Annotated in this window: 14 protein-coding genes and 3 rRNA genes; 12 read left to right on the forward strand and 5 right to left on the reverse strand. The window is 62.9% G+C overall.

All coding sequences use genetic code 11. The features are described from left to right. Positions 1 to 19 precede the first annotated feature (19 nt). Complete coding sequence (locus tag M1D40_RS02875; protein WP_461170131.1) at positions 20 to 1897, reverse strand: glycoside hydrolase family 15 protein; 1878 nt, start codon at positions 1895 to 1897, stop codon at positions 20 to 22. Between the two features lie 208 nt (positions 1898 to 2105). Here M1D40_RS02875 and M1D40_RS02880 point away from each other — a divergent pair, with 208 nt between their 5' ends. Both M1D40_RS02880 and cofE read left to right on the forward strand, forming a co-directional pair. Next, positions 2106 to 3107, forward strand: a complete 1002-nt coding sequence (locus M1D40_RS02880) for a TIGR03557 family F420-dependent LLM class oxidoreductase (RefSeq protein WP_341395939.1) — start codon at positions 2106 to 2108, stop codon at positions 3105 to 3107. A 4-nt stretch (positions 3108 to 3111) separates the two neighbouring features. Continuing rightward, positions 3112 to 3924 carry a coenzyme F420-0:L-glutamate ligase gene (gene cofE / locus M1D40_RS02885; RefSeq protein WP_461170132.1) on the forward strand — a complete coding sequence of 271 codons (813 nt, stop codon included), beginning with the start codon at positions 3112 to 3114 and terminating at the stop codon, positions 3922 to 3924. A gap of 1 nt (position 3925) precedes the next feature. On the opposite strand, the gene M1D40_RS02890 is transcribed toward cofE, so the two are convergent. From M1D40_RS02890 to M1D40_RS02900, 3 genes are all read right to left on the reverse strand, one after another. Then, the gene (locus tag M1D40_RS02890; protein WP_461170133.1) at positions 3926 to 4708 is read right to left on the reverse strand and encodes an ABC transporter ATP-binding protein; all 783 of its coding nucleotides are present in this window, start codon (positions 4706 to 4708) and stop codon (positions 3926 to 3928) included. Further along, a complete protein-coding gene (locus M1D40_RS02895) occupies positions 4705 to 5670 on the reverse strand; it encodes a putative F420-0 ABC transporter permease subunit (RefSeq protein ID WP_461170134.1) in 966 nt (321 codons plus the stop codon). The genes M1D40_RS02890 and M1D40_RS02895 overlap by 4 nt, the downstream gene beginning before the upstream one ends. 230 nt (positions 5671 to 5900) lie before the next feature. Then, entirely contained in the window at positions 5901 to 6920 is a 1020-nt protein-coding gene (locus M1D40_RS02900) for a putative F420-0 ABC transporter substrate-binding protein (protein ID WP_461170135.1), read from the reverse strand. Positions 6921 to 7263: 343 nt separating this feature from the next. Between M1D40_RS02900 and M1D40_RS02905 the strand changes: the two genes are divergently transcribed. The 10 genes from M1D40_RS02905 (at position 7264) to rrf (ending at position 20904) form a co-directional block, all read left to right on the forward strand. Then, positions 7264 to 8112 carry a nitrilase-related carbon-nitrogen hydrolase gene (locus M1D40_RS02905; protein WP_461170136.1) on the forward strand — a complete coding sequence of 283 codons (849 nt, stop codon included), beginning with the start codon at positions 7264 to 7266 and terminating at the stop codon, positions 8110 to 8112. Positions 8113 to 8177: 65 nt separating this feature from the next. Further along, positions 8178 to 9599, forward strand: coding sequence for a dihydropyrimidinase (gene hydA / locus M1D40_RS02910; RefSeq protein WP_341395945.1), 1422 nt, complete (start codon positions 8178 to 8180; stop codon positions 9597 to 9599). Positions 9600 to 9611: 12 nt separating this feature from the next. Next, positions 9612 to 10628 (forward strand): TIGR03842 family LLM class F420-dependent oxidoreductase, encoded by a 1017-nt coding sequence (locus M1D40_RS02915; RefSeq protein WP_461170137.1) that lies wholly within the window; start codon positions 9612 to 9614, stop codon positions 10626 to 10628. Then, positions 10625 to 11515, forward strand: a complete 891-nt coding sequence (locus M1D40_RS02920) for an ABC transporter permease (RefSeq protein WP_461170138.1) — start codon at positions 10625 to 10627, stop codon at positions 11513 to 11515. Before M1D40_RS02915 ends, M1D40_RS02920 begins: the two co-directional genes overlap by 4 nt. Then, a complete protein-coding gene (locus tag M1D40_RS02925) occupies positions 11512 to 12351 on the forward strand; it encodes an ABC transporter ATP-binding protein (RefSeq protein WP_461170139.1) in 840 nt (279 codons plus the stop codon). Before M1D40_RS02920 ends, M1D40_RS02925 begins: the two co-directional genes overlap by 4 nt. Further along, positions 12348 to 13175 carry an ABC transporter permease gene (locus M1D40_RS02930; RefSeq protein WP_341395949.1) on the forward strand — a complete coding sequence of 276 codons (828 nt, stop codon included), beginning with the start codon at positions 12348 to 12350 and terminating at the stop codon, positions 13173 to 13175. Before M1D40_RS02925 ends, M1D40_RS02930 begins: the two co-directional genes overlap by 4 nt. Before the next feature lie 74 nt (positions 13176 to 13249). Continuing rightward, complete coding sequence (locus M1D40_RS02935; RefSeq protein ID WP_461170140.1) at positions 13250 to 14398, forward strand: ABC transporter substrate-binding protein; 1149 nt, start codon at positions 13250 to 13252, stop codon at positions 14396 to 14398. A gap of 853 nt (positions 14399 to 15251) precedes the next feature. Beyond that, a 16S ribosomal RNA gene (locus M1D40_RS02940) occupies positions 15252 to 16781 on the forward strand. Between the two features lie 527 nt (positions 16782 to 17308). Then, positions 17309 to 20474: ribosomal RNA gene (locus tag M1D40_RS02945) — 23S ribosomal RNA — on the forward strand. 313 nt (positions 20475 to 20787) lie between these two features. Next, a 5S ribosomal RNA gene (gene rrf / locus M1D40_RS02950) occupies positions 20788 to 20904 on the forward strand. Together the 16S, 23S and 5S rRNA genes form the textbook arrangement of a ribosomal RNA operon. A 129-nt stretch (positions 20905 to 21033) precedes the next feature. On the opposite strand, the gene M1D40_RS02955 is transcribed toward rrf, so the two are convergent. Next, positions 21034 to 22077 (reverse strand): LacI family DNA-binding transcriptional regulator, encoded by a 1044-nt coding sequence (locus M1D40_RS02955; RefSeq protein WP_461170141.1) that lies wholly within the window; start codon positions 22075 to 22077, stop codon positions 21034 to 21036. Positions 22078 to 22287: the final 210 nt, after the last annotated feature.

The following is a 22287-nucleotide window of genomic DNA, read 5'->3' on the forward strand; positions in this document are numbered from 1 at the left end:
CCCGCCGGGGACCGGGCATTTACTCCTCCCGCGCGTCGTGCACCGTGATCGCAGCGGTGATGAGCGCAAGATGCGAGAGCCCCTGCGGAAAGTTCCCCAGGAAGGAGAAGTCCTCCTCGGCGATCATCTCGGTATACAGACCGACGTCATTAGCCAGCGGAACCAGCTGATCCATCAAGTCCACCGCCTCTTCCCGGCGTCCAACATGGGTCAGCGCCGACACCAGCCAAAACGCACACGCAACAAAGGTCCCTTCCTCCTTCTCGGCGCCGCTGTAGCGATAGAGCAGCGGCCCGCGTCCGAGTTCTTCGCGCAGTGCGTTGAGAGTTGAGCTCATGCGCTCACCGCGGTCAAAACCGCTGATCGCATGCAGCAGGATGGAGGCATCGAGCTTGTCCGAACCCGGATACCAGACATAACTGCCGCGCTCTTCAGACCAGCAGTTCTCCCGAACCCATTCGGCAATCCGCTCTTTTTCAGCACGCCAGCGGTCGCCGGGACCGGGGATCTGCCCCAGATCAGCGAGGTGCGAGGCGCAGCTGAGCGCATGCCAGCAGCCGAGCTTGGAGGTGGTGTAGTGGCGCTCGTCCGTGAGCTCCCACATCCCGGCGTCGCGCTTTTGCCAGGTGTCGCACGCCAGATCGGCCAGGTCCGCCAGCAGCCGTCCAGTGCCGGTATCCAGAACGTGCCCGGCGTCGACATAGAGCTGGACAATATTGAACAGGTCGCCGAAAACACCCATCTGCAGCTGGCGGGCTGCGTTGTTGCCGCGCACCACGGGGCCGATGCCGCGCCACCCCGGAAGGTCCAGCTCCTGCGCATCCATCGCCCGGTCCCCGTTCAGGGCGGTAAACACCTGCAGTTCCGATCCCTGGCTGCGGATGCTCTTCAGCATGCCCGCGACGGCGGCGTGAACCTCTTCCCGGAGCCCGAACCGAACCAGGGCATTGAGGGTGTAGGCGGTGTCGCGGACCCAGGCGTAGCGGTAATCCCAGTTTTTGCCGCCGGCCAGGCTTTCGGGAAGGGAGGTCGTGGCTGCTGCTGCCACTGCACCCGATGGGCTGTGGATCAGCAGCTTCAAGGCCAGGGCGCTGCGCTCGACCGCCTCGGACCACGGGCCGTCATACGAGAATTCCTTCAGCCAGTTCTGCCAGTTGGCGATGGTGCGCTCGACGCCGGCATCCACCGTTTCGGGGTCCGGCAGCGCCAGTGGTTCGTTGTGGGTGGAAACGACTGCCACCAGGTGCCTGGAGCCCTGGGACGCGGTGAAGGAGCCGGCGATGCCTTGATCCGAGACCTCTTCACTGCCGTGGCGGATGCCGCGGACCGCGATGGTGGTCTGCTGGGCGTGGAGCACGGGGCCGTGAGCGCTGTCCTCCACCCAGGGGGAGGCGGTGCCGAAGCAGTTGCCGGGGGACACCGCCCACCGCATCCCCACGCTGCCTTCGAGTCCTTCGATCCGGCGGGCCAGCTCACCCCAGGGCAGGCGTCCAGCGACGCCGGTATTGAGGGAGTCGGTGACCCGGACCCTGCCGGAGGCAGTGGTGAACGTGGTGGCCAGGACGTTGGTGCCGTCAACATAGGTGCGTTCCACAGTGAAATCGTCCACCGGCTGCAGCTCAATCCGCCCGCCGTTTTCGGCGTCCAGCAAGGCTGCGAAGGACGGCACGGAGTCGAGGTCCGGCGTCGGATACCAGTCCACCGACCCGTCCCTGGCCACGAGGGCGACAGTGCGTCCGTCTCCGATGGCCGCATAGGAACGCAACGGGGCGTAGCCGTCCAGGCGTCCGTCCACATTCTGTTCTGCGGAGTTCTGGTCTGAAACGTTCTGCTCTGAAGGGTTTTGGTCTGGAGAGTTCTGATCGGACGAGTTCTGCGTGGAGGCGTCCGCTGTCATGGAGGTCCTTCCGTCGGGAAACCGGTTCGGTCCCACCATCGTAGAACTCCGACCTGCTTCATGCTGAGGCTCAGCGTCATGCTTAGGCTCAGGTCCCCGCCGCCCCTAGGATGGGCCTACGGTCTCCCGGTGAGCCGTGATGATGCTGCTTATTCCATTGGAAACATCCGTTTTCCGTCTCGAAATGTCCGGCTGTCAGGATGGGTATATGTCTTCTTTAACAATTGGTTACGCGGCAATGCTGGAGCAATTCCATCCCACTGAAGCGGTGGCGCTCTCTGAATATGCCGAAAGTAAAGGTTTTTCCGGAGTTATGGCGGCGGACCATTTCCAGCCGTGGGTTCCGGCGCAGGGTCAGTCAGCCTTTGTCTGGAATGTTTTGTCCGCACTGGGTGAACGCACCAAGGGCGATATTGGACCCGGTGTTACCGCTCCCACCTTCCGGTGGCATCCGGCGATGGTTGCGCAGGCGTCGGCGACGCTGGCAGCGATGTATCCGGGCCGGCACTGGCTGGGGCTGGGATCCGGAGAGGCGCTCAACGAACACATTACGGCGCAGTACTGGCCGGAGGCGCCCGAGCGCATCAACCGGATGTTCGAAGCCATCGACATCATCACCAAGCTCTTCACCAATTCGCTGGCCGGCAAGGACGTCCGGCACAAGGGTGAGTACTACAAGATGGAATCCACCCGGCTGTGGACCATGCCGGAGGTAGCCCCCGAGATTCTGGTGGCCACCGCGGGGCCGGTCACCGCCAAACGGGCGGGCCGGCATGCGGACGGGCTCATTACGGTGGGCGCACCGCTGGAGAAGATCGGAATGCTCTTTGACCGGTTCGACGCCGGAGCGCGTGAAGCCGGCAAGGATCCGGACACCATGCCGAAGGTGCTCCAGCTGCACATGAGCTGGGCTGAGACGGACGAGGAAGCGCTGACCAATGCCATGGTGGAGTGGCCCAACGGCGGCATGAAGTTCCCCAAGGGGGACATCCGCTCGCCGTTCGAACTGGAGCAGATGGCGAAACTGGTTCGGCCGGAGGACTTCGAGGGACGGCTCGTGATCTCCAGCGACCCGGACGTGCACCGCGCCTATATCCAGAAGTTCGTGGACCTGGGCTTCGACCGCATCTACCTGCACAACGTGGGCCGGAACCAGCGCGAGTGGATCGACGTCTTCTCCCGCAGCGTGCTGCCTGCGCTCAAGCGCTGACCCGATGGGCAGCATCACGCTGTTTACCCTTCCCGGCATCGGAGAGATAACTCCGGGGACGGATCTGGCGGCGGTGATCCTCTCCGCCGCGGCGGCAGCCCCGGACTGCACCCTGCAGCCCGGGGACATCCTGGCGGTCACGTCCAAGGTCGTGTCCAAGGCCGAGGGCCGCCAGGTGCCCGCGGCGGACCGGGAACAGGCCATCACGGACGAAACCGTTCGGGTTGTCGCGAGCAGGACCCACCCCGGCGGAGTGACCCGGATTGTCGAAAACAAGCTCGGTATCGTCGCCGCCGCTGCCGGCGTGGATAACAGCAACACTCCCGCCGGGACGGTGCTGCTGCTGCCCGTTGACCCGGACGCCTCGGCGCGGGCGCTGTGCGCCGCCCTGCGCCGGGCACTGGGCTTCGACGTCGGAGTCCTCATCACCGACACCATGGGGCGGGCCTGGCGCGAAGGGCAGACCGACGCCGCCATTGGAGCCGCCGGCGTGGACGTCATCACCGATCTGCGCGGCAGCGTGGACACCTTCGGCCAGCTGATGAAGGCGACCATGACCGCTGTCGCGGACGAGATCGCGGCAGCCGCAGACCTCATCAAGGGCAAGACGAGCCAAAACCCGGTGGCGGTGGTGCGCGGCCTGCCCGAGCTGGTCAGGCCCTCCGGCACGGGCTCACGGAACGAAGGGTCCCGCTCGCTGGTGCGCCCGGCGGAACAGGACATGTTCCGGTTGGGCTCCGACGAAGCCTGGCGTGAAGGCTATGCCGCGGCGTGCCGGGATGCCGGGCTGCCGGTTCCGGATTTCGGGCAGGCATGATCTACGGCAGCGACAGGGCTATCAGCGGGCGGCCGGTCGCCGGATGCTCGAGCACGTGGGCGTGCACGCCGTAGACGGTATGGATCAGGTCGGCAGTCAGCACCGCACGGGGGTCACCGGCGGCCACCACTGTGCCTGCGGAGAGGACAATCACGTGGTCGCAGTGGGCGGCGGCGTGCGTCAGGTCATGCAGGGCGGCGACGACGGCGATGCCCTGCCCTGCCAGCCTCCGCATCAGGTGCAGCGTGGTCAGCTGCGCGTACGGATCCAGATGGTTTGTCGGCTCGTCCAGCAGCAGCAGCTGCGGTTTTTGCGCCAGCGCCCGGGCCAGCTGGACCCGCTGGCGCTGTCCGCCGGACAGCTCGCCGAACAGCCGGTCCGCCAGATCCGCCACACCGGCTGACTCCAGGGCGTCCACCACCTCGGCGTCGTCTTCGCTGCCGCCGAAGCCCAGCAGCGGACGGTGCGGCATGGTTCCCAGGGCCACGACGTCCCGCACGGTCAGCGGCGTATCGGTGCCGGATTCCTGCTCTGCAAGGGCCGCGATGCGGGCACGTTCCCGGCGGGGCAGCCGCAGCAGGTCCCGGCCCTGCCACAGGACGGTGCCGCGGCGGACGGGAACGACGCCGGCCAGGGCCCGCAGCAGTGTGGACTTGCCGGCGCCGTTGGGCCCCACCAGCGCCGACAGGGCGCCGGCCGGAACGGTGCAGTCCACGCCGTCCACCACGAGTTTGCCGCCCAGGGACACATCCAGCGCGGCTGCCTGAAGAGTTGCAGCGCTCATGCCCCGCCCTTCCGCCGGGCCAGCACGTACGCGAACACCGGCGCACCGATCACCGCGGTCACCACGCCCACGGGCAGTTCGCGGGGCTCAAAGACAAAGCGGGCCCCGGTATCGGCCCAGATCAGGAAGATGGCACCGAGCAGGGCGGACAGCGGCAGCAGCGAACGATGCCCGGGGCCGGCGATCAGCCGGACCACATGCGGAAACACCAGCCCGATGAAGCCGATGGCTCCGCTGACGGAGACCATGGCGCCGGTCAGCAGGGCGGTTCCGGCCAGCATGGACCACCGCACGGCCGGAACATTGATGCCCAGGGCCGAGGCGGCGTCGTCACCGAAGGCGAAACCGTCCAGGAGGCGGGAGGCAGCCAGCAGCGGCACCCCGACCACCAGCAGGGCAGCGGCGGAGATCGCCGCACTGGACCACTGCGCGCCGCTCAGCGAACCGAGCAGCCAGCCCAGGATATTGCGGTACGAATCACCGGTGGCGGTCCAGAAAATCACCAGGCTGGTGAGGGCGCTGCCCAGGGAGGAAACGGCCACTCCCGCCAGCACGGTGCGCGACGGCGTGAGTCCGCCGGCCAGCCGGGCCAGCAGCAGGGTTGCCGCCAGCGCCGCCAGGGCGCCGATGAAGGCAGCCAGCGGCAGCAGCAGCTGCAGGCCCAGCAGCACCACGCAGACAGCGCCCAGCGAGGCTCCCGAGGACAGGCCCAGCAGATACGGGTCGGCCAGGGCGTTGCGGGTCAGCGCCTGCATGACTGCACCGCTGATGGCCAGGCCGGCGCCCACTGCAGCGGCCGTCAGGACCCGGGGCAGGCGCAGCTCCCAGATGATTCCGTCGTGCAGGGGGGACAGCGGGCTGGTGCCCAGCCCGAGATGGGCGGCTATGGTGCCGAAGGCGTCCGCGACGCTGATGTCCGCCGGTCCCACCGCCGTCGCCGCCGCAACGGAAAAGACGAGCACTGCGGCGAGGACCGCCGTCGCCGGCCCCGTGCGGAACCGTCGGCGCGGTGTGCGCGCCGCTGGCCCCCGCGCTGGCCCGGCCGTTGACCCGGCCGTTGATCCCGCCGCGGACCCCGCCGCTGATCCGGCCGCAGCCGGCCGGCGCGGAACCGGCTCCTGCACCGTGCCGGCGTTCACGGCCGGCGCGGGCGGCGGCGTTTTCGCTGCGGTCCGGCTGCTGCGGATGGAGGTCACGGCAGGTTGGACAGCTGATCGGCGAGGTCCGCCACGGCCTCGGCGTTGCGGACGCCGGCCTCACCGGCGGCGAAAGGCAGGACCAGATAGCGCTCGTTAATCACCGCGTCCATCCCGGCAGTGGCGGGCATGGACGCCAGCAGCTCCTTCTTGGACTCGGCGGTGTTCCGGTCTGCGTCCACGAGGACTATGACATCGGGGTTGGCAGCAACAACCGTTTCCCAGCTCAGCGACGCCCAGGAATCGTCAACGTCCGCAGCAATGTTCACCAGGCCGAGCGCGTCCATCATCATTTGCGGAGCACCCAGCCCGGCCCCCGCATACGGGGTGTCCCGTCCCGAGGAGAACCAAAAGGCGGTTTGATCCTCGCCGGCCGGCGTTACGCCGTCGAGCACGCTGCGCTGTTCAGCGATCAGCTCCGCCGCTGCTTCCGGGGCGCCGAAGAGGGCTCCGGCTTCCGTAATGTTCGCGAAGACATCCTCGAAATCCAGCTTTCCGGGGGCGCCTTCTTCCCGGCAGGCCGCCGGAGAGACATAGCTGCCGATTCCCAGCGACGCGAGGAAATCGCGTTCACCGGCGGTGTCGGAGCTCAGGTTCGACTCCCAGCCGGCGTAAATGAAGTCCGGTTCGAGTTCCAATACGGCTTCCTGGGTGGGCGCCGCCTCGGACAGGACCGGCACCGATGCTGCGTCGGCAGCCAGGGTTTCGGGGACCGGCCCGTCGGAGAAGGCCGAGCCAACCATTTTGCTGCCCAGGCCCAGGGCGAGAAGGGTCTCCAAGGCCGTGGACTTTATCGTCACAATACGTTCGGGCTGGGACTCAAGGGTCACTTCCGTGCCGCAGTTGGTCACTGTCACCGGGTACGACGCCGAAGCATCGGGCGTGCCTGAGGCGGCGGTTCCGGTGGGGTCCTGTGCAGCGGGCTTTGACGGTTCGGTTGTCCCTGAACATCCGGTAAGGCCGGCCAGCGCGGCCGCCAGGAGCAGGGAAAGGGCAGGGGTAAGGGATCGGTTCATAGTTCCTCGCAGGTGGAAAGGAAATCGGAGGGATCTATGGTCCAAATCCAGACCAGCTCTACCGGCCATTTCCGGCCGGTGATCTATCGAGGAGGTTAGCACCCCATTGTTTCGGGTGTGTGCCGCGACGGCCATTATCCGCTTCCGGGGGTTGCCAAACAACAGGTGAAAAACCCTTGCGGGTTCCGGCGGGAGCGTCAAGGATGAACAGACGCCGCGGCAAGTTAGTTCAACCTTTTTACGCGGTGGAAATGTTGGGGAAATGTTCAGGACAGAGACTGATTAAGGCCCTTCAACCGGCCAATCAGGACCGCGGCACCTATGCCGCTACTTAGGAGGCACAATGACAATCATCCGTACAGCCTTGACCCAGACGACCTGGACCGGGGATGAAGAGTCCATGGTTGCCAAGCACGAGGAATTTGTCCGCAAGGCAGCTGCCGAGGGCGCACAGATCATTTGTTTCCAGGAATTGTTTCACGGCCCGTATTTCGGGATTGTGCAGGACAACAAGTACTACGACTACGCGCAGAAGGTTCCCGGACCCCTGACCGAGCGGTTCTCGAAGCTCGCCGCGGAGCACAATATGGTGATTATCCTTCCGATTTACGAAGAGGATCAGCCCGGAGTCCTCTACAACACCGCTGCGGTGATCGACTCCGACGGAACCTATCTCGGCAAATACCGGAAGAACCACATTCCCCACGTCGAGAAGTTCTGGGAAAAGTTCTACTTCCGGCCGGGAAACATGGGCTGGCCGGTGTTTGAAACCGCTGTCGGCACAGTGGGCCTGACCATTTGCTACGACCGCCACTTCCCTGAAGGCTGGCGGGTGCTGGGCCTGAACGGCGCACAGATTGTCTTCAACCCGAACGCCTCCAAGCCGGGACTGTCCAACCGGCTCTGGGAACTGGAGCAGCCCACCGCCGCAGCGGCCAACGGCTACTACGTGGTGGTTCCCAACCGGGTGGGAGCCGAAACCAACGAGTTCGGCGATGAAGCCGTGGATTTCTACGGCACGTCCTACATGGTGGACCCGCAGGGTAACTACGTGGGCGACATTGGCGCCCGCGACGGCGACGAGCTGATGATCCGGGACCTGGACATGGACCTGGTCCGGACGGCGCGCAACAACTGGCAGTTCTACCGCGACCGCCGCCCGGATGCCTACGCGCCGATCACGGCCCCGTAGCCTCCGGACAGACGCGCCAGACGGCCTGAAAGGGCCGGGCCTTTTATACAGACAAGGATGTCGTTTTGAGTACAACACTGATTACCGGAGGCACAGTCGTCACCTCCACCGGCCGCAGCGAGGCGGACGTTCTCATTGACGGGGAGAAAATCGCGGCGGTGCTTGCACCGGGGTCCACGCTGTTGGGGCACGACCTTGCCGGTTCCGTCGACACGGTGCTCGACGCCGCCGGCAAGTACGTGATTCCGGGCGGAATTGACGCCCACACCCACATGCAGATGCCGTTTGGCGGCACCGAGGCCTCCGATACTTTCGAGACCGGGACCCGTGCCGCAGCCTGGGGAGGCACGACGACGATTGTCGACTTCGCGATCCAGCGCTACGGCGAGCGCGTGATGGACGGGCTGGCCGCCTGGCACGAGAAGGCGGCCGGGGAATGCGCCATCGACTACGGGTTCCACCAGATCGTCGGGGACGTCAATGACGATTCCCTGAAGGCCATGGCCGGTCTCATCGACGAAGGGGTCTCCAGCTACAAACTCTTCATGGCCTACCCGGGAGTTTTTTACAGCGACGACGCCCAGATCTACAAGGCCATGCGCGTTGGTGCCGACACCGGACTGATGACCATGATGCACGCCGAGAACGGCCCGGCCATTGACGCCATGGTCAGCGAACTGCTGGCACAGGGCAAAACCGATCCCTATTACCACGGGGTGGCGCGTGCCTGGCAGATGGAGGAGGAAGCCACCCACCGGGCCATCATGCTGGCCAACCTCACCGGAGCGCCCCTGTATGTGGTGCATGTTTCCGCGAAGCAGGCCGTTGAGCAGCTGGCCGCGGCACGCGACAACGGACAGAACGTCTTCGGCGAGACCTGCCCGCAGTACCTCTACATGAGCCTGGAGGACCAGCTCGGCGCCGAAGGCTTTGAGGGCGCCAAATATGTCTGTTCCACACCGCTGCGCTCCAAGCATGAACATCACCAGGACCACATGTGGCAGTCGCTGCGCACCAACGACATCCAGATGGTGGCCACCGACCACTGCCCGTTCTGCATGAAGGGGCAGAAGGACCTGGGGGTGGGCGACTTCTCCAAGATTCCCAACGGCATTGGATCGGTGGAGCACCGGCTGGACCTGATGTACCAGGGCGTGGTGGACGGGAAGATCACCCTTGAGCGCTGGGTGGAAATCACCAGCACGACGCCGGCACGCATGTTCGGCATGTACGGCACCAAGGGCGTGATCGCCCCGGGAGCCGACGCCGACGTCGTCATCTACGACCCCGCGGGCCACACCTCCATCGGGCTGGACAAGACCCACCACATGAACATGGACTACTCGGCCTGGGAGGGCTACGAGATCGACGGGCACGTCGACACCGTGCTCTCGCGGGGCCGGATCCTCATCAACGACAACGAATATCTGGGCACCAAGGGCCACGGCCGCTACATCCGCCGTGCCCCGAGCCAGTATCTGATCTAGGAGCGGAAAAGCATGGAATTTGGAGCAGTTCTGCAATGCAATCCGCCCGTCGCACGAACGGTGGCGCTCGCCAAGAGGGCCGAGGAATTTGGGTTCGACTACGTCTGGACCTTTGACTCCCACATCCTATGGCAGGAACCGTACGTCATCTACAGCCAGATCCTGGCGGAAACCCAGAACATCAAGGTGGGGCCCATGGTCACCAACCCGGCCACCCGGGACTGGACCGTCACGGCGTCCACCTACGCCACGCTGAACTCGATGTACGGCAACCGGACGGTGTGCGGGATCGGCCGCGGCGACTCGGCGCTGCGCGTGAGCAACGGCAAACCCACCACCCTGAAAACGCTGCGCGAATCGATCCACGTCATCCGCGAGCTGGCGAACTCCCGCTCAGTGGAATACAACGGCGCCACCCTCCAGTTCCCGTGGAGCAAGGGCTCGGAGCTGGAAATGTGGGTGGCCGCCTACGGCCCGCTCGCGCTGAAGCTGACCGGCGAGGTTGGCGACGGCTTCATCCTGCAGCTGGCGGACGTCGACATCGCCGAATGGATGATCGGGGCTGTGCGGTCCGCCGCGGCAGCCGCCGGGCGCGACCCCATGTCCATCAAATTCTGCGTGGCTGCGCCCATGTATATAGGGGAGGACTGGGAGCACATGCGGGAGCAGTGCCGCTGGTTCGGGGGCATGGTGGGCAACCACATCGCCGACATCGTGGCCAAGTACGGGGCGGACTCGGCCGTGCCGCAGGCACTCACCGACTACATTGCCGGCCGGGAGGGCTACGACTACAACGAGCACGGCCGGGCGGGAAACACGCACGCCGCCTTTGTGCCGGACGAGATTGTGGACCGCTTCTGCCTGATGGGCACGGCAGAGCAGCACATTGAAAAGCTCGAAAAGCTCAAGGCCCTGGGCGTCACCCAGTTCGCCGGGTACCTCCAGCATGACAACAAGGAGGAAACCCTGCGGATCTACGGCGAGAGCGTCATCCCGGCACTGCGCGAGACCGTGAGCGCAACGGCATGACCGGCACCGGAACCAGGACGCCGCCGGGAGCTCGGATCGGCTGGGCCGCCGGCGGAGTGCTGGTTCCGGTGTTGCTCTGGGAAGGATACAAACTCGCCGGACCCGCCGCCGGCGTGAGCCTGGGCGGCTTCCCACTCCTGCCGCGGACCACCGACCTGGCCATGCCGCACGTCTGGACCATGCTGGCCCGGCTGGCGGAACCGGCTACCTCGGCTGCCGGGGCGCCGCCTCTCTGGACCGCAGTCCTTGAAGCCGCAGCTTTTACCCTGGGGATCGCCGCGCTGGGCTGGCTGCTGGGAGTACTGGTCGGGATGGGGCTTGCCATGGTCATGCAGCGCTTCCGCTCCGCGGGGTCCGCGCTCCTGCCGTGGATCATCCTGAGTCAGACCGTTCCGCTGATCGCCATTGCTCCGCTGGTCCGGCGGTGGGGATCCCAGCTCGAGATCGGCTCCTTCGCCTGGGAGAACTGGATGTCGGTGGCCGTGATTGCTTCCTATCTGGCCTTCTTCCCCGTGGCAGTCGGTGCCCTGCGGGGATTCGCCTCCCCCCAGGCCAGCCACGTGGACCTCATGCACAGCTACTCGGTGGGCTGGTGGCGCAGCTTCCTGTTCCTCCGCCTGCCCGCCAGCATCCCGTTCCTGCTGCCGGCCCTGAGGCTGGCGGCGGCAAACGCCGCAATCGGCGCCGTCGTCGCCGAAGTATCAATCGGGCTGAAGGGCGGGATCGGCCGAATGATCGTGGAGTACGCGGCCGCTGCCGGGGGAGACCCCGGCAAACCCTGGGCACCCATTTTCGGCGCCGTCCTGCTGGGACTGGCGGCAGTGGCCGCCACCTCCGTCCTGGGACTGTTCCTGCACCGCTACCGCAGAGGAGAACAAACAGCATGAATGGATCACCAGAAGCGGCGGTCCCGGCGGTGCCGGAACCGCCGGTGGAAGTTCGGGATGTCCACCGGGTTTTCCCCACCGGCCGCGGCTCCGTCACTGCCCTGGAGGCAGCCAGCCTGACCGTGGCACCGGGCGAATTCGTGTCGCTGATCGGACCCTCGGGCTGCGGCAAGAGCACCCTGCTGCGATTGATTGCGGACCTGGACGAACCGAGCAGCGGAACCATCAGCGTCTTCGGGCGGACCGCCCGGCAGGCACGCAAAGAGCAGGCCTACGGCATAGCGTTCCAGCAGGCGGGCCTGCTGCCCTGGCGAACAGTCCGCGCCAATATCGAGCTCCCGCTTCAGTTGCACGGAACCGCGGCAAAGGTCCGCCGGGGCCGCGCCGAGGAACTCTTGGCGATGGTGGGGCTTACCGAATTCGCCGACTCCTTTCCGGACCAGCTTTCCGGCGGCATGCAGCAGCGGGTTGCCATCGCCCGGTCGCTGGCCGAAAGTCCGCGGCTGCTGCTGATGGATGAGCCGTTCGGTGCCCTCGATGAGATGACCCGGGAACGGATGCAGAACGAGCTGGTGCGGATCTGCGCGGAAACGGGAGCCGCCGTCGTTTTTGTCACGCACTCCATTCCGGAAGCAGTGTTCCTCTCCGACCGGGTGTTCGTGATGTCGGCCCGGCCCGGACGGATCAAGGCAGTGCTGCCCATGCGGCTCGGCACCGCCGGGGAGCGCGGCGAGAACCTGCGCGAAGACACTGCCTTTTACGCCGCCATCACGGCCGTCCGGGAATCGCTGCACGGCACCGCGGCACCGGCCCTGCGCGGGGTGGAGACGCGGTGACCGCGCTGGAGCCCTCCACGCTGAAAACGGCGCCGGCGGCTGAGGCGGTCACCTCGCCCGCACTGTTGGGGCGTGCCCTCGACGGCGGCCGGCAGGCACTGCTGCCGGTGTTGCTGGGACTCGCGGCGCTGCTCCTCTGGCAGGGGGCTGTGAGCCTGTTCTCTGTTCCTGCGTTCGTGCTGCCCGGGCCGTTCGACATCGCCGCGGCGTTTGCCGGCAACCTGGGCAACATTGTCTCGGCCTCGCTCGTGACCGGAGGCAACGCTGCGGCGGGACTGGTGGCCGGCGGCCTGCTGGGCGTGGCGGCCGCCGTCGTCGCGGCCCTTCTTCCCGTTTTCGACCGGCTGGCCGGGCCGCTGGTGGCCGCGCTTTCCGTAGTGCCGATCGTCGCCGTCGCGCCGGTGCTCTATACGATGTTCGGCGCCGGCGAGGAGGCGCCGCGGCAAATCGTGGCGGGAATTGCCGTGTTCATTCCCGTCTACGTGAACTCGCTGCGCGGGTTCCGGCAGGTCCTGCCCGTGCACCGTGACCTGATGCGCTCCTACAGCGCCGGCCGCTGGCAGGTGGCCCGCACCGTCACGCTTCCCAGCGCCGTCCCCTATATGTTCACCGGGCTGCGGATCGCTTCCTCGCTGGCCGTGATCTCGGCGCTGATAGCCGAGTACTTTGGCGGCCCGGTGGGCGGACTGGGTAAATCCATCACCTCCGCAGCCTCCGCCAGCAACTACACGCTGGCCTGGGCCTACGTCCTGGGCGCCGTCGTCGTCGGCCTCGTCTTCTTCTGTGCCACCGCCGCATTGGAGAAATACAGCTCCCGGCACTAACCGCCGGTTCACTTCCGTCCCGTTCGGGCGGTTCTGCTCACAGCTATTGCTTACACCTATTTGGAGGCAACGAAATGGCACGTGGAAATGGAAAACGCATCCGCACCGCCGCCGCGGCAGGGACTGCGGCAGCACTGGTCTTGGCAGGCTGCGCTTCGGGCAGCGGAGCGGACGAGGGGGAAGCGGCCGAAGGGCTGACGCCGGTAAAACTCCAGCTGCAGTGGTTCTCGCAGGCACAGTTTGCCGGCTACTACGCGGCGCTGGACCAGGGATTTTTTGAGGACGAAGGACTGGACGTGGAAATCGTCGAGGGCGGGGCAGATATCGTGCCGCAGGACGTGCTCGCCTCCGGGGACGTGGACTATGCGATCTCCTGGGTGCCCAAGGTCCTGGGATCCATTGAGCAGGGAGCCAACATCACCAATGTGGCGCAGATCTTTGAGCGCAGCGCCACGCTGCAGGTGGCGATGGCCGATTCCGGCATCGACGGCCCGGAGGATCTGGCGGGGAAGAAGGTGGGCTCGTGGGGATATGGCAATGAATGGGAGCTCTTCGCGGGCCTGCAGAACGCGGGCGTGGCGGCAGATGACATTGAACTGATCCAGCAGGCCTTCGATATGAACGGGTTCCTCTCCGGAGACATCGATGCGGCCCAGGCGATGACGTACAACGAGTACGCGCAGGTGCTGGAGACGGTGAACCCGGAGACGGGGGAGCTGTATCAGCCCGAGGACCTGACGGTAATCGACTGGAACGAAGAGGGTTCCGCCATGCTGCAGGACGCCATCTGGGCGGACGCGTCACGGCTGGGCGACGACGCCGAGTACCAGGACACCACCACCGCCTTCATCAAGGCAGCCATCAAAGGCTGGATCTACGCCAAGGACAATCCGGAGGAAGCGGCCACGATCGTGACCGAATCCGGGTCCACCCTGGGGCAGAGCCACCAGCTGTGGATGACGAATGAAACCAACAAGCTCATCTTTCCCTCCACCAACGGCGTGGGCATGATCGATGAAGGGGCCTGGAAGCAAACCGTGGATATCGCCATGGATACGAAGAACGAAACCGGAACAACCATCCTGACCACTGAACCGCCGGAAACCGCCTACACGAATGAGTATGTGGAGAAGGCGCTGGCCGAGCTGGAAGAAGAAGGCGTGGACACCAAGGGCACGGACTACGAGCCGATTGACGTCACGCTGGCCGAGGGCGGCAACTAACCGGGCTGCTCATCCGACCGGCCCGGCCGGCTGCTCACCGGTCAGCTCATCCGACCGGCCCGGCCGGCTGCTCACCGGTCAGCTCATCCGACCGGCCCGGCCGGCTGCTCACCGGTCAGCTCATCCGGCTGCTCATCCAGCTGCTTAACCGGCCGGCCCGGCTGGCAACCCGCAGATAGCCGCGATCGGATAGTCACGGCACGAGACCAGCAGCTGCCGGCCGCCGCTGCGTGGGCGCATGTTGTCGGCGGATGTTGTGCGGTCCGGATGTCGTCCGGGCCTCTGCCCGGAGACGGTGTTCCCGGGGTTGGGTTCTCCCCGAGCGTGTCAGGGGCCCGTTCGGGGCCTGTTTGGGGCCTGTCCGGGGGCTTCCGGGAGCCGAGTTGCGGCGGGGTCCAAACCTGTGTAAAGTCTTCTAAGTCGCCGCGGCCGGGAGTTGAAAAACTTACCGAGCAGGGCGGCCAAACCCCACCAAAAACATCCTGGTGATCCATCCTGCCCCACGGGCCGGGAACGGAAAGCCGGGGCTTTTGTGCGGGCTCCTCCGGAGGAAAAAGACGCGGTTTCGGGAATTATCCCGAATTGCTAAAACAGTCCGGATGAAATAGAATAAAGAAACACTGCAGCGAAGAGAAAAGAAAAACAAACCATTGTTTTTCCGAGTATTTCGGATGCATCTGTTGTTTGAGAACTCAATAGTGTGCCAAGTTTATTGATACCAATTTATTTTAATTGGTTGAACTGGTTCTTCCGCCCACCCCGTGGGCGCGGAGGACTTTTTTAGCTGGTTTCGAATTTAGTGCAGGACCGTGCAGCCAATTTTCCTTGGCTCCGGCCCTGTGTCTGTAACACATTTACGGAGAGTTTGATCCTGGCTCAGGATGAACGCTGGCGGCGTGCTTAACACATGCAAGTCGAACGATGACTTTTGTGCTTGCACAAAATGATTAGTGGCGAACGGGTGAGTAACACGTGAGTAACCTGCCCTTAACTTCGGGATAAGCCTGGGAAACCGGGTCTAATACCGGATACGACGGACCACCGCATGGCGGTCCGTGGAAAGCTTGATGCGGTTTTGGATGGACTCGCGGCCTATCAGCTAGTTGGTTGGGGTAATGGCCCACCAAGGCGACGACGGGTAGCCGGCCTGAGAGGGTGACCGGCCACACTGGGACTGAGACACGGCCCAGACTCCTACGGGAGGCAGCAGTGGGGAATATTGCACAATGGGCGAAAGCCTGATGCAGCGACGCCGCGTGAGGGACGAAGGCCTTCGGGTTGTAAACCTCTTTCAGCAGGGAAGAAGCGAAAGTGACGGTACCTGCAGAAGAAGCGCCGGCTAACTACGTGCCAGCAGCCGCGGTAATACGTAGGGCGCAAGCGTTATCCGGAATTATTGGGCGTAAAGAGCTCGTAGGCGGTTTGTCGCGTCTGCTGTGAAAGCCCGGGGCTCAACCCCGGGTCTGCAGTGGGTACGGGCAGACTAGAGTGCAGTAGGGGAGACTGGAATTCCTGGTGTAGCGGTGAAATGCGCAGATATCAGGAGGAACACCGATGGCGAAGGCAGGTCTCTGGGCTGTAACTGACGCTGAGGAGCGAAAGCATGGGGAGCGAACAGGATTAGATACCCTGGTAGTCCATGCCGTAAACGTTGGGCACTAGGTGTGGGGGACATTCCACGTTTTCCGCGCCGTAGCTAACGCATTAAGTGCCCCGCCTGGGGAGTACGGCCGCAAGGCTAAAACTCAAAGGAATTGACGGGGGCCCGCACAAGCGGCGGAGCATGCGGATTAATTCGATGCAACGCGAAGAACCTTACCAAGGCTTGACATGAACCGGAAAGGCCTGGAAACAGGTCCCCCACTTGTGGCCGGTTTACAGGTGGTGCATGGTTGTCGTCAGCTCGTGTCGTGAGATGTTGGGTTAAGTCCCGCAACGAGCGCAACCCTCGTTCTATGTTGCCAGCGCGTTATGGCGGGGACTCATAGGAGACTGCCGGGGTCAACTCGGAGGAAGGTGGGGACGACGTCAAATCATCATGCCCCTTATGTCTTGGGCTTCACGCATGCTACAATGGCCGGTACAAAGGGTTGCGATACTGTGAGGTGGAGCTAATCCCAAAAAGCCGGTCTCAGTTCGGATTGAGGTCTGCAACTCGACCTCATGAAGTTGGAGTCGCTAGTAATCGCAGATCAGCAACGCTGCGGTGAATACGTTCCCGGGCCTTGTACACACCGCCCGTCAAGTCACGAAAGTTGGTAACACCCGAAGCCGGTGGCCTAACCCCCTTGTGGGGAGGGAGCCGTCGAAGGTGGGACCGGCGATTGGGACTAAGTCGTAACAAGGTAGCCGTACCGGAAGGTGCGGCTGGATCACCTCCTTTCTAAGGAGCACCTCAAGGTTGCGTGTCCTTCCACAGTGTGGGATGCGTGCTTTGCAGGAGATGCCCATATCGAAGGCGTTTGTTCTTCGGTGGGTGCTCAAGGGTGGAATATCAATAGGCAGGTGCCCGGCGTTGAGCCCGGCAGCATGAGTACGCCGTTTCTTCCCCGCTTGCGGGGGTGGACCGGTTGGAAAGGGTTGCCGGTGTTTCGAGTACCGGGTTTTACCGTTTGGCACACTGTTGGGTCCTGAGACAACAGGACCGTATGAACTGACAATCGTTATGGTTGGAAGTGGCACGGGTTCGTGTTGTTTCTGGTTGTTCCTGCGCAGACCTAAGGCTTTCACGGTGAATACGTGGGGGGTGCGGGGTGTGACGGGGTTGTTGTTTGAGAACTACATAGTGGACGCGAGCATCTTAAAATTATTAAGTGCAATTTCAGATAAACCTGGTGGATCCGGGTGCTCTTCGGGGTGCCTGGTGAGATCGTGGTTTTCTCGATAGCGATAATATTTATTGATCTTTGTGGTCAAGTTTTTAAGGGCACACGGTGGATGCCTTGGCATCAGGAGCCGAAGAAGGACGTAGGAATCTGCGATAAGCCTGGGGGAGTTGATAACCGAGCGTTGATCCCAGGATGTCCGAATGGGGAAACCCCGCCCGGCGCGCGAGTGACCGGGTGACCCGCATCTGAACACATAGGGTGCGTGGAGGGAACGTGGGGAAGTGAAACATCTCAGTACCCACAGGAAGAGAAAACAACAGTGATTCCGTTAGTAGTGGCGAGCGAACGCGGAAGAGGCTAAACCAGTGGTGTGTGATAGCCGGCGGGCGTTGCATCACTGGGGTTGCGGGACTTTCCGTACCAGTTCTGCCGGATTGGTGAAGTGAGTGCAGGTGCATAGGTGAACCGGTTTGAAAGCCGGGCCGTAGAGGGTGTTAGCCCCGTAACCGGAATGTATGCTGCCGCTTGGAGAGGATCCCAAGTAGCACGGGGCCCGAGAAATCCCGTGCGAATCTGCCAGGACCACCTGGTAAGCCTAAATACTCCCTGATGACCGATAGCGGACAAGTACCGTGAGGGAAAGGTGAAAAGTACCCCGGGAGGGGAGTGAAACAGTACCTGAAACCGTGTGCCTACAATCCGTTGGAGCAGGGCGATGCCACTTGTGGTGTTGTGCTTGTGACAGCGTGCCTTTTGAAGAATGAGCCTGCGAGTTAGTGTTACGTCGCGAGGTTAACCCGTGAGGGGAAGCCGTAGCGAAAGCGAGTCTGAACAGGGCGATGCAGTGGCGTGATCTAGACCCGAAGCGGAGTGATCTACCCATGGCCAGGTTGAAGCGCGTGTAAGAGCGCGTGGAGGACCGAACCCACTTCAGTTGAAAATGGAGGGGATGAGCTGTGGGTAGGGGTGAAAGGCCAATCAAACTCCGTGATAGCTGGTTCTCCCCGAAATGCATTTAGGTGCAGCGTTGCGTGTTTCTTACCGGAGGTAGAGCTACTGGATGGCTAATGGGCCCTACAAGGTTACTGACGTCAGCCAAACTCCGAATGCCGGTAAGTGAGAGCGCAGCAGTGAGACTGTGGGGGATAAGCTTCATAGTCGAGAGGGAAACAGCCCAGACCACCAACTAAGGCCCCTAAGCGTGTGCTAAGTGGGAAAGGATGTGGAGTTGCGAAGACAACCAGGAGGTTGGCTTAGAAGCAGCCATCCTTGAAAGAGTGCGTAATAGCTCACTGGTCAAGTGATTCCGCGCCGACAATGTAGCGGGGCTCAAGTACACCGCCGAAGTTGTGGCATTCAAATATTAGCCAAGCGGATGGTTTATCCATTTTCGTTCAAGCGTTTGGATGGGTAGGGGAGCGTCGTGTGGGCAGTGAAGTCGCGGTGTAAACCAGCGGTGGAGCCTACACGAGTGAGAATGCAGGCATGAGTAGCGAAAGACGGGTGAGAAACCCGTCCGCCGAATGATCAAGGGTTCCAGGGTCAAGCTAATCTGCCCTGGGTAAGTCGGGACCTAAGGCGAGGCCGACAGGCGTAGTCGATGGACAACGGGTTGATATTCCCGTACCGGCGAAAAACCGCCAATACTGAACGGGGGACACTAACCGCCCGATACCTGACCGGCCGCCCTTGTGGCGACCCGGTTTTTGGTGGAGCGCGGGACCTGATCCCGGGAGGTAAGCGTATTAACAGGTGTGACGCAGGAAGGTAGCCGGGCCGGGCGATGGTTGTCCTGGTCTAAGGATGTAGGGTCAGCGATAGGTAAATCCGTTGCTGTGTCTTTGATGACGATCCTGAGATCTGACGGGACCCACTTTGGTGGGAATCCGGTGATCCTATGCTGCCTAGAAAAGCATCGGCGCGAGGTTTTAGCCGCCCGTACCCCAAACCGACACAGGTGATCAGGTAGAGAATACTAAGGCGATCGAGAGAATTATGGTTAAGGAACTCGGCAAAATGCCCCCGTAACTTCGGGAGAAGGGGGGCCCCAACCTTGATGGACACTTAGCTGTCCGGAGGGGATCGGGGCCGCAGAGACCAGGGGGAAGCGACTGTTTACTAAAAACACAGGTCCGTGCGAAGTCGCAAGACGATGTATACGGACTGACTCCTGCCCGGTGCTGGAAGGTTAAGAGGACCGGTTAGCCCTTACGGGCGAAGCTGGGAATTTAAGCCCCAGTAAACGGCGGTGGTAACTATAACCATCCTAAGGTAGCGAAATTCCTTGTCGGGTAAGTTCCGACCTGCACGAATGGAGTAACGACTTCCCCGCTGTCTCAACCATAAACTCGGCGAAATTGCAGTACGAGTAAAGATGCTCGTTACGCGCAGCAGGACGGAAAGACCCCGAGACCTTTACTATAGTTTGGTATTGATATTCGGTGTGGCTTGTGTAGGATAGGTGGGAGACTGTGAGACCCGGACGCCAGTTCGGGTGGAGTCATCGTTGAAATACCACTCTGGTCATACTGGATATCTAACTTCGGCCCGTAATCCGGGTCAGGGACAGTGCCTGATGGGTAGTTTAACTGGGGCGGTTGCCTCCTAAAGAGTAACGGAGGCGCCCAAAGGTTCCCTCAGCCTGGTTGGCAATCAGGTGGCGAGTGTAAGTGCACAAGGGAGCTTGACTGTGAGAGAGACATCTCGAGCAGGGACGAAAGTCGGGACTAGTGATCCGGCGGTACATTGTGGAATGGCCGTCGCTCAACGGATAAAAGGTACCTCGGGGATAACAGGCTGATCTTGCCCAAGAGTCCATATCGACGGCATGGTTTGGCACCTCGATGTCGGCTCGTCGCATCCTGGGGCTGGAGTAGGTCCCAAGGGTTGGGCTGTTCGCCCATTAAAGCGGTACGCGAGCTGGGTTTAGAACGTCGTGAGACAGTTCGGTCCCTATCCGCTGCGCGCGCAGGAAATTTGAGAAGGGCTGTCCTTAGTACGAGAGGACCGGGACGGACGAACCTCTGGTGTGTCAGTTGTACTGCCAAGTGCACCGCTGATTAGCTACGTTCGGATGGGATAACCGCTGAAAGCATCTAAGCGGGAAGCCCGCTTCGAGATGAGATTTCCATACACCTTGTGTGTGAGAGGCCCCCAGCCAGACCACTGGGTTGATAGGCCGGATGTGGAAGCGGGGACTAAAGACCCGTGAAGCTGACCGGTACTAATAGGCCGATAACTTACACCACACCACAATCTGGGAGGACACGACTTCAAACGGTCCTCCAAAGTATAAAGGGTTGTGTTAGATCATGTGCTGCTTGCGTCCACTATGTGGTTCCCGGATAACAAACCCGTGTGGTTTGTCACTCCTGGAACCGGCACCAACGTGTCCCTTTCGCGGGGGCGGGTGCCGTAGAATAAAGAATGTTGTATTCACCTATGGGGGATACATGCCTGACTGTTCGGCCTTTAGGGGTTGGTGGTTGGGGTGTGTTTCTTGTTGTGACCATTGTTTTCCCCTCACCCCGGGTTTGTTGGGGGTGGTGCGGGTGGAAGGGTTACGGCGGTCATAGCGTGGGGGAAACGCCCGGTCCCATTCCGAACCCGGAAGCTAAGACCCACAGCGCCGATGGTACTGCATCCGGGAGGATGTGGGAGAGTAGGTCACCGCCGGACAATATTTCGGTTGAGAGAGTAAGGCCCCGCCATTGTTGGCGGGGCCTTACTTGTTTAACCGGTCCCCGGGTTCCTCCCCGCCGAGATGGCAGAAAGGTGCTTCCCCAGGCCCGGCTGGCAGCGCAACGGCTAAACGGGGGCCGGCCCGGTGCTGTCCCGGACAATGAGTTCAATGGCGAGCTCAATGCTTCGTGGCTTGGGGTCGGTGCCGCGGGCGATGCCGAGCACCATAGTTGCTGCGGCATCGGCCATTTCCAGGAGCGGCTGATTCACGGTGGTCAGCGGCGGGTCCACCCAGGCCGCGAGCGGCAGGTCGTCATAACCGACCACCGACAGCTGCCCGGGGACATCGATGCCCTGCTCACGGGCCGCACGGAGCACGCCAAGGGCCTGCATATCCGAGCCGGCGAAGATGGCTGTCGGGCGGTCCGGGCGGGAGAGCAGTTCGCGGCCGTGCTCGTACCCGCCGTTGACGGTGAAGTTGCCCCACCTGATGGGGTCTTCCATGAGGGGAACGCCTGCTTCAGAGTGCGCTGCGCGGTACCCGTCCACCCGGGCGCGTGAACAGAGTACGTCCTCGGGCCCTGAGACCATGGCGATCCTGCGGTGACCCAGTGACAGCAGGTGCCTGGTGGCCAGCAGCCCGCCCTGCCAGTTGTTGGAACCGACTGCCGGCGCCCCGACGATGGTCTCACCGTTGGTGTCCAGCACCACGTAGGGGATTGAGCGGGTCTCCAGCTGGCGTTTTTGCTCCGGGGTGAGGGTCGACAGGACGAGGATGATGCCGTGCGGACGGCGGGCGATGATCTCCCGCATCCAGCGCTGGTCGGGACTGTGGTGACCGCCCAGATCCGAGAGGACGACACCCATGCCGTTGCGGCGCGCGGCCTGTTCCACACCGCGGATGATCTCAATGGACCAGGCGGAATCGAGTTCATGGAAAACCAGCTCAATCAGCCGGGCGGCGCTGGCACCGGTCTGACGGCTATTGCGCTGATAGTTGTGGTCCTGCAGGGCTTTTTCGATTTTGCGCCGCGTGGCCGGGGCGACGTCGGAACGTCCGTTGAGCACTTTCGATACCGACGGAACCGAGACACCGATGGAAGCTGCGATTGCGGAAATTGTCATTCGGCCGGAGCCGGCAGCAGCAGGGGCCGGGGTATCGATGGGCATGGGTTTCCTCGTCTGTATTTCGAAAACAATCCTGCTACCGTAGCACTCCGTTTCGCGGTTGCACCTCCCAGCTACTGAGAATTCCACCTGCTGTTCCGGGGGATTTTGGAAGAGCGGAAATCCAACCCTTGACACCTCACAATAACGCGCTAATGTTCAGGCAAGCTTTTCGCAACTGTTTTCGAAACTTTTAGTGCTACGCCGCTGTGG

The organism is Arthrobacter sp. Z1-15 (assembly GCF_054792395.1).

What these genes read in the sequence shown, in the direction of transcription:
- M1D40_RS02875 (WP_461170131.1), bottom strand. Translation starts at nt 1,897, where the DNA reads ATGACAGCGGACGCCTCCACGCAGAACTCGTCCGATCAGAACTCTCCA.
- M1D40_RS02880 (WP_341395939.1), top strand. Translation starts at nt 2,106, where the DNA reads ATGTCTTCTTTAACAATTGGTTACGCGGCAATGCTGGAGCAATTCCAT.
- cofE (WP_461170132.1), top strand. Translation starts at nt 3,112, where the DNA reads ATGGGCAGCATCACGCTGTTTACCCTTCCCGGCATCGGAGAGATAACT.
- M1D40_RS02890 (WP_461170133.1), bottom strand. Translation starts at nt 4,708, where the DNA reads ATGAGCGCTGCAACTCTTCAGGCAGCCGCGCTGGATGTGTCCCTGGGC.
- M1D40_RS02900 (WP_461170135.1), bottom strand. Translation starts at nt 6,920, where the DNA reads ATGAACCGATCCCTTACCCCTGCCCTTTCCCTGCTCCTGGCGGCCGCG.
- M1D40_RS02905 (WP_461170136.1), top strand. Translation starts at nt 7,264, where the DNA reads ATGACAATCATCCGTACAGCCTTGACCCAGACGACCTGGACCGGGGAT.
- M1D40_RS02915 (WP_461170137.1), top strand. Translation starts at nt 9,612, where the DNA reads ATGGAATTTGGAGCAGTTCTGCAATGCAATCCGCCCGTCGCACGAACG.
- M1D40_RS02920 (WP_461170138.1), top strand. Translation starts at nt 10,625, where the DNA reads ATGACCGGCACCGGAACCAGGACGCCGCCGGGAGCTCGGATCGGCTGG.
- M1D40_RS02925 (WP_461170139.1), top strand. Translation starts at nt 11,512, where the DNA reads ATGAATGGATCACCAGAAGCGGCGGTCCCGGCGGTGCCGGAACCGCCG.
- M1D40_RS02935 (WP_461170140.1), top strand. Translation starts at nt 13,250, where the DNA reads ATGGCACGTGGAAATGGAAAACGCATCCGCACCGCCGCCGCGGCAGGG.
- M1D40_RS02955 (WP_461170141.1), bottom strand. Translation starts at nt 22,077, where the DNA reads ATGCCCATCGATACCCCGGCCCCTGCTGCTGCCGGCTCCGGCCGAATG.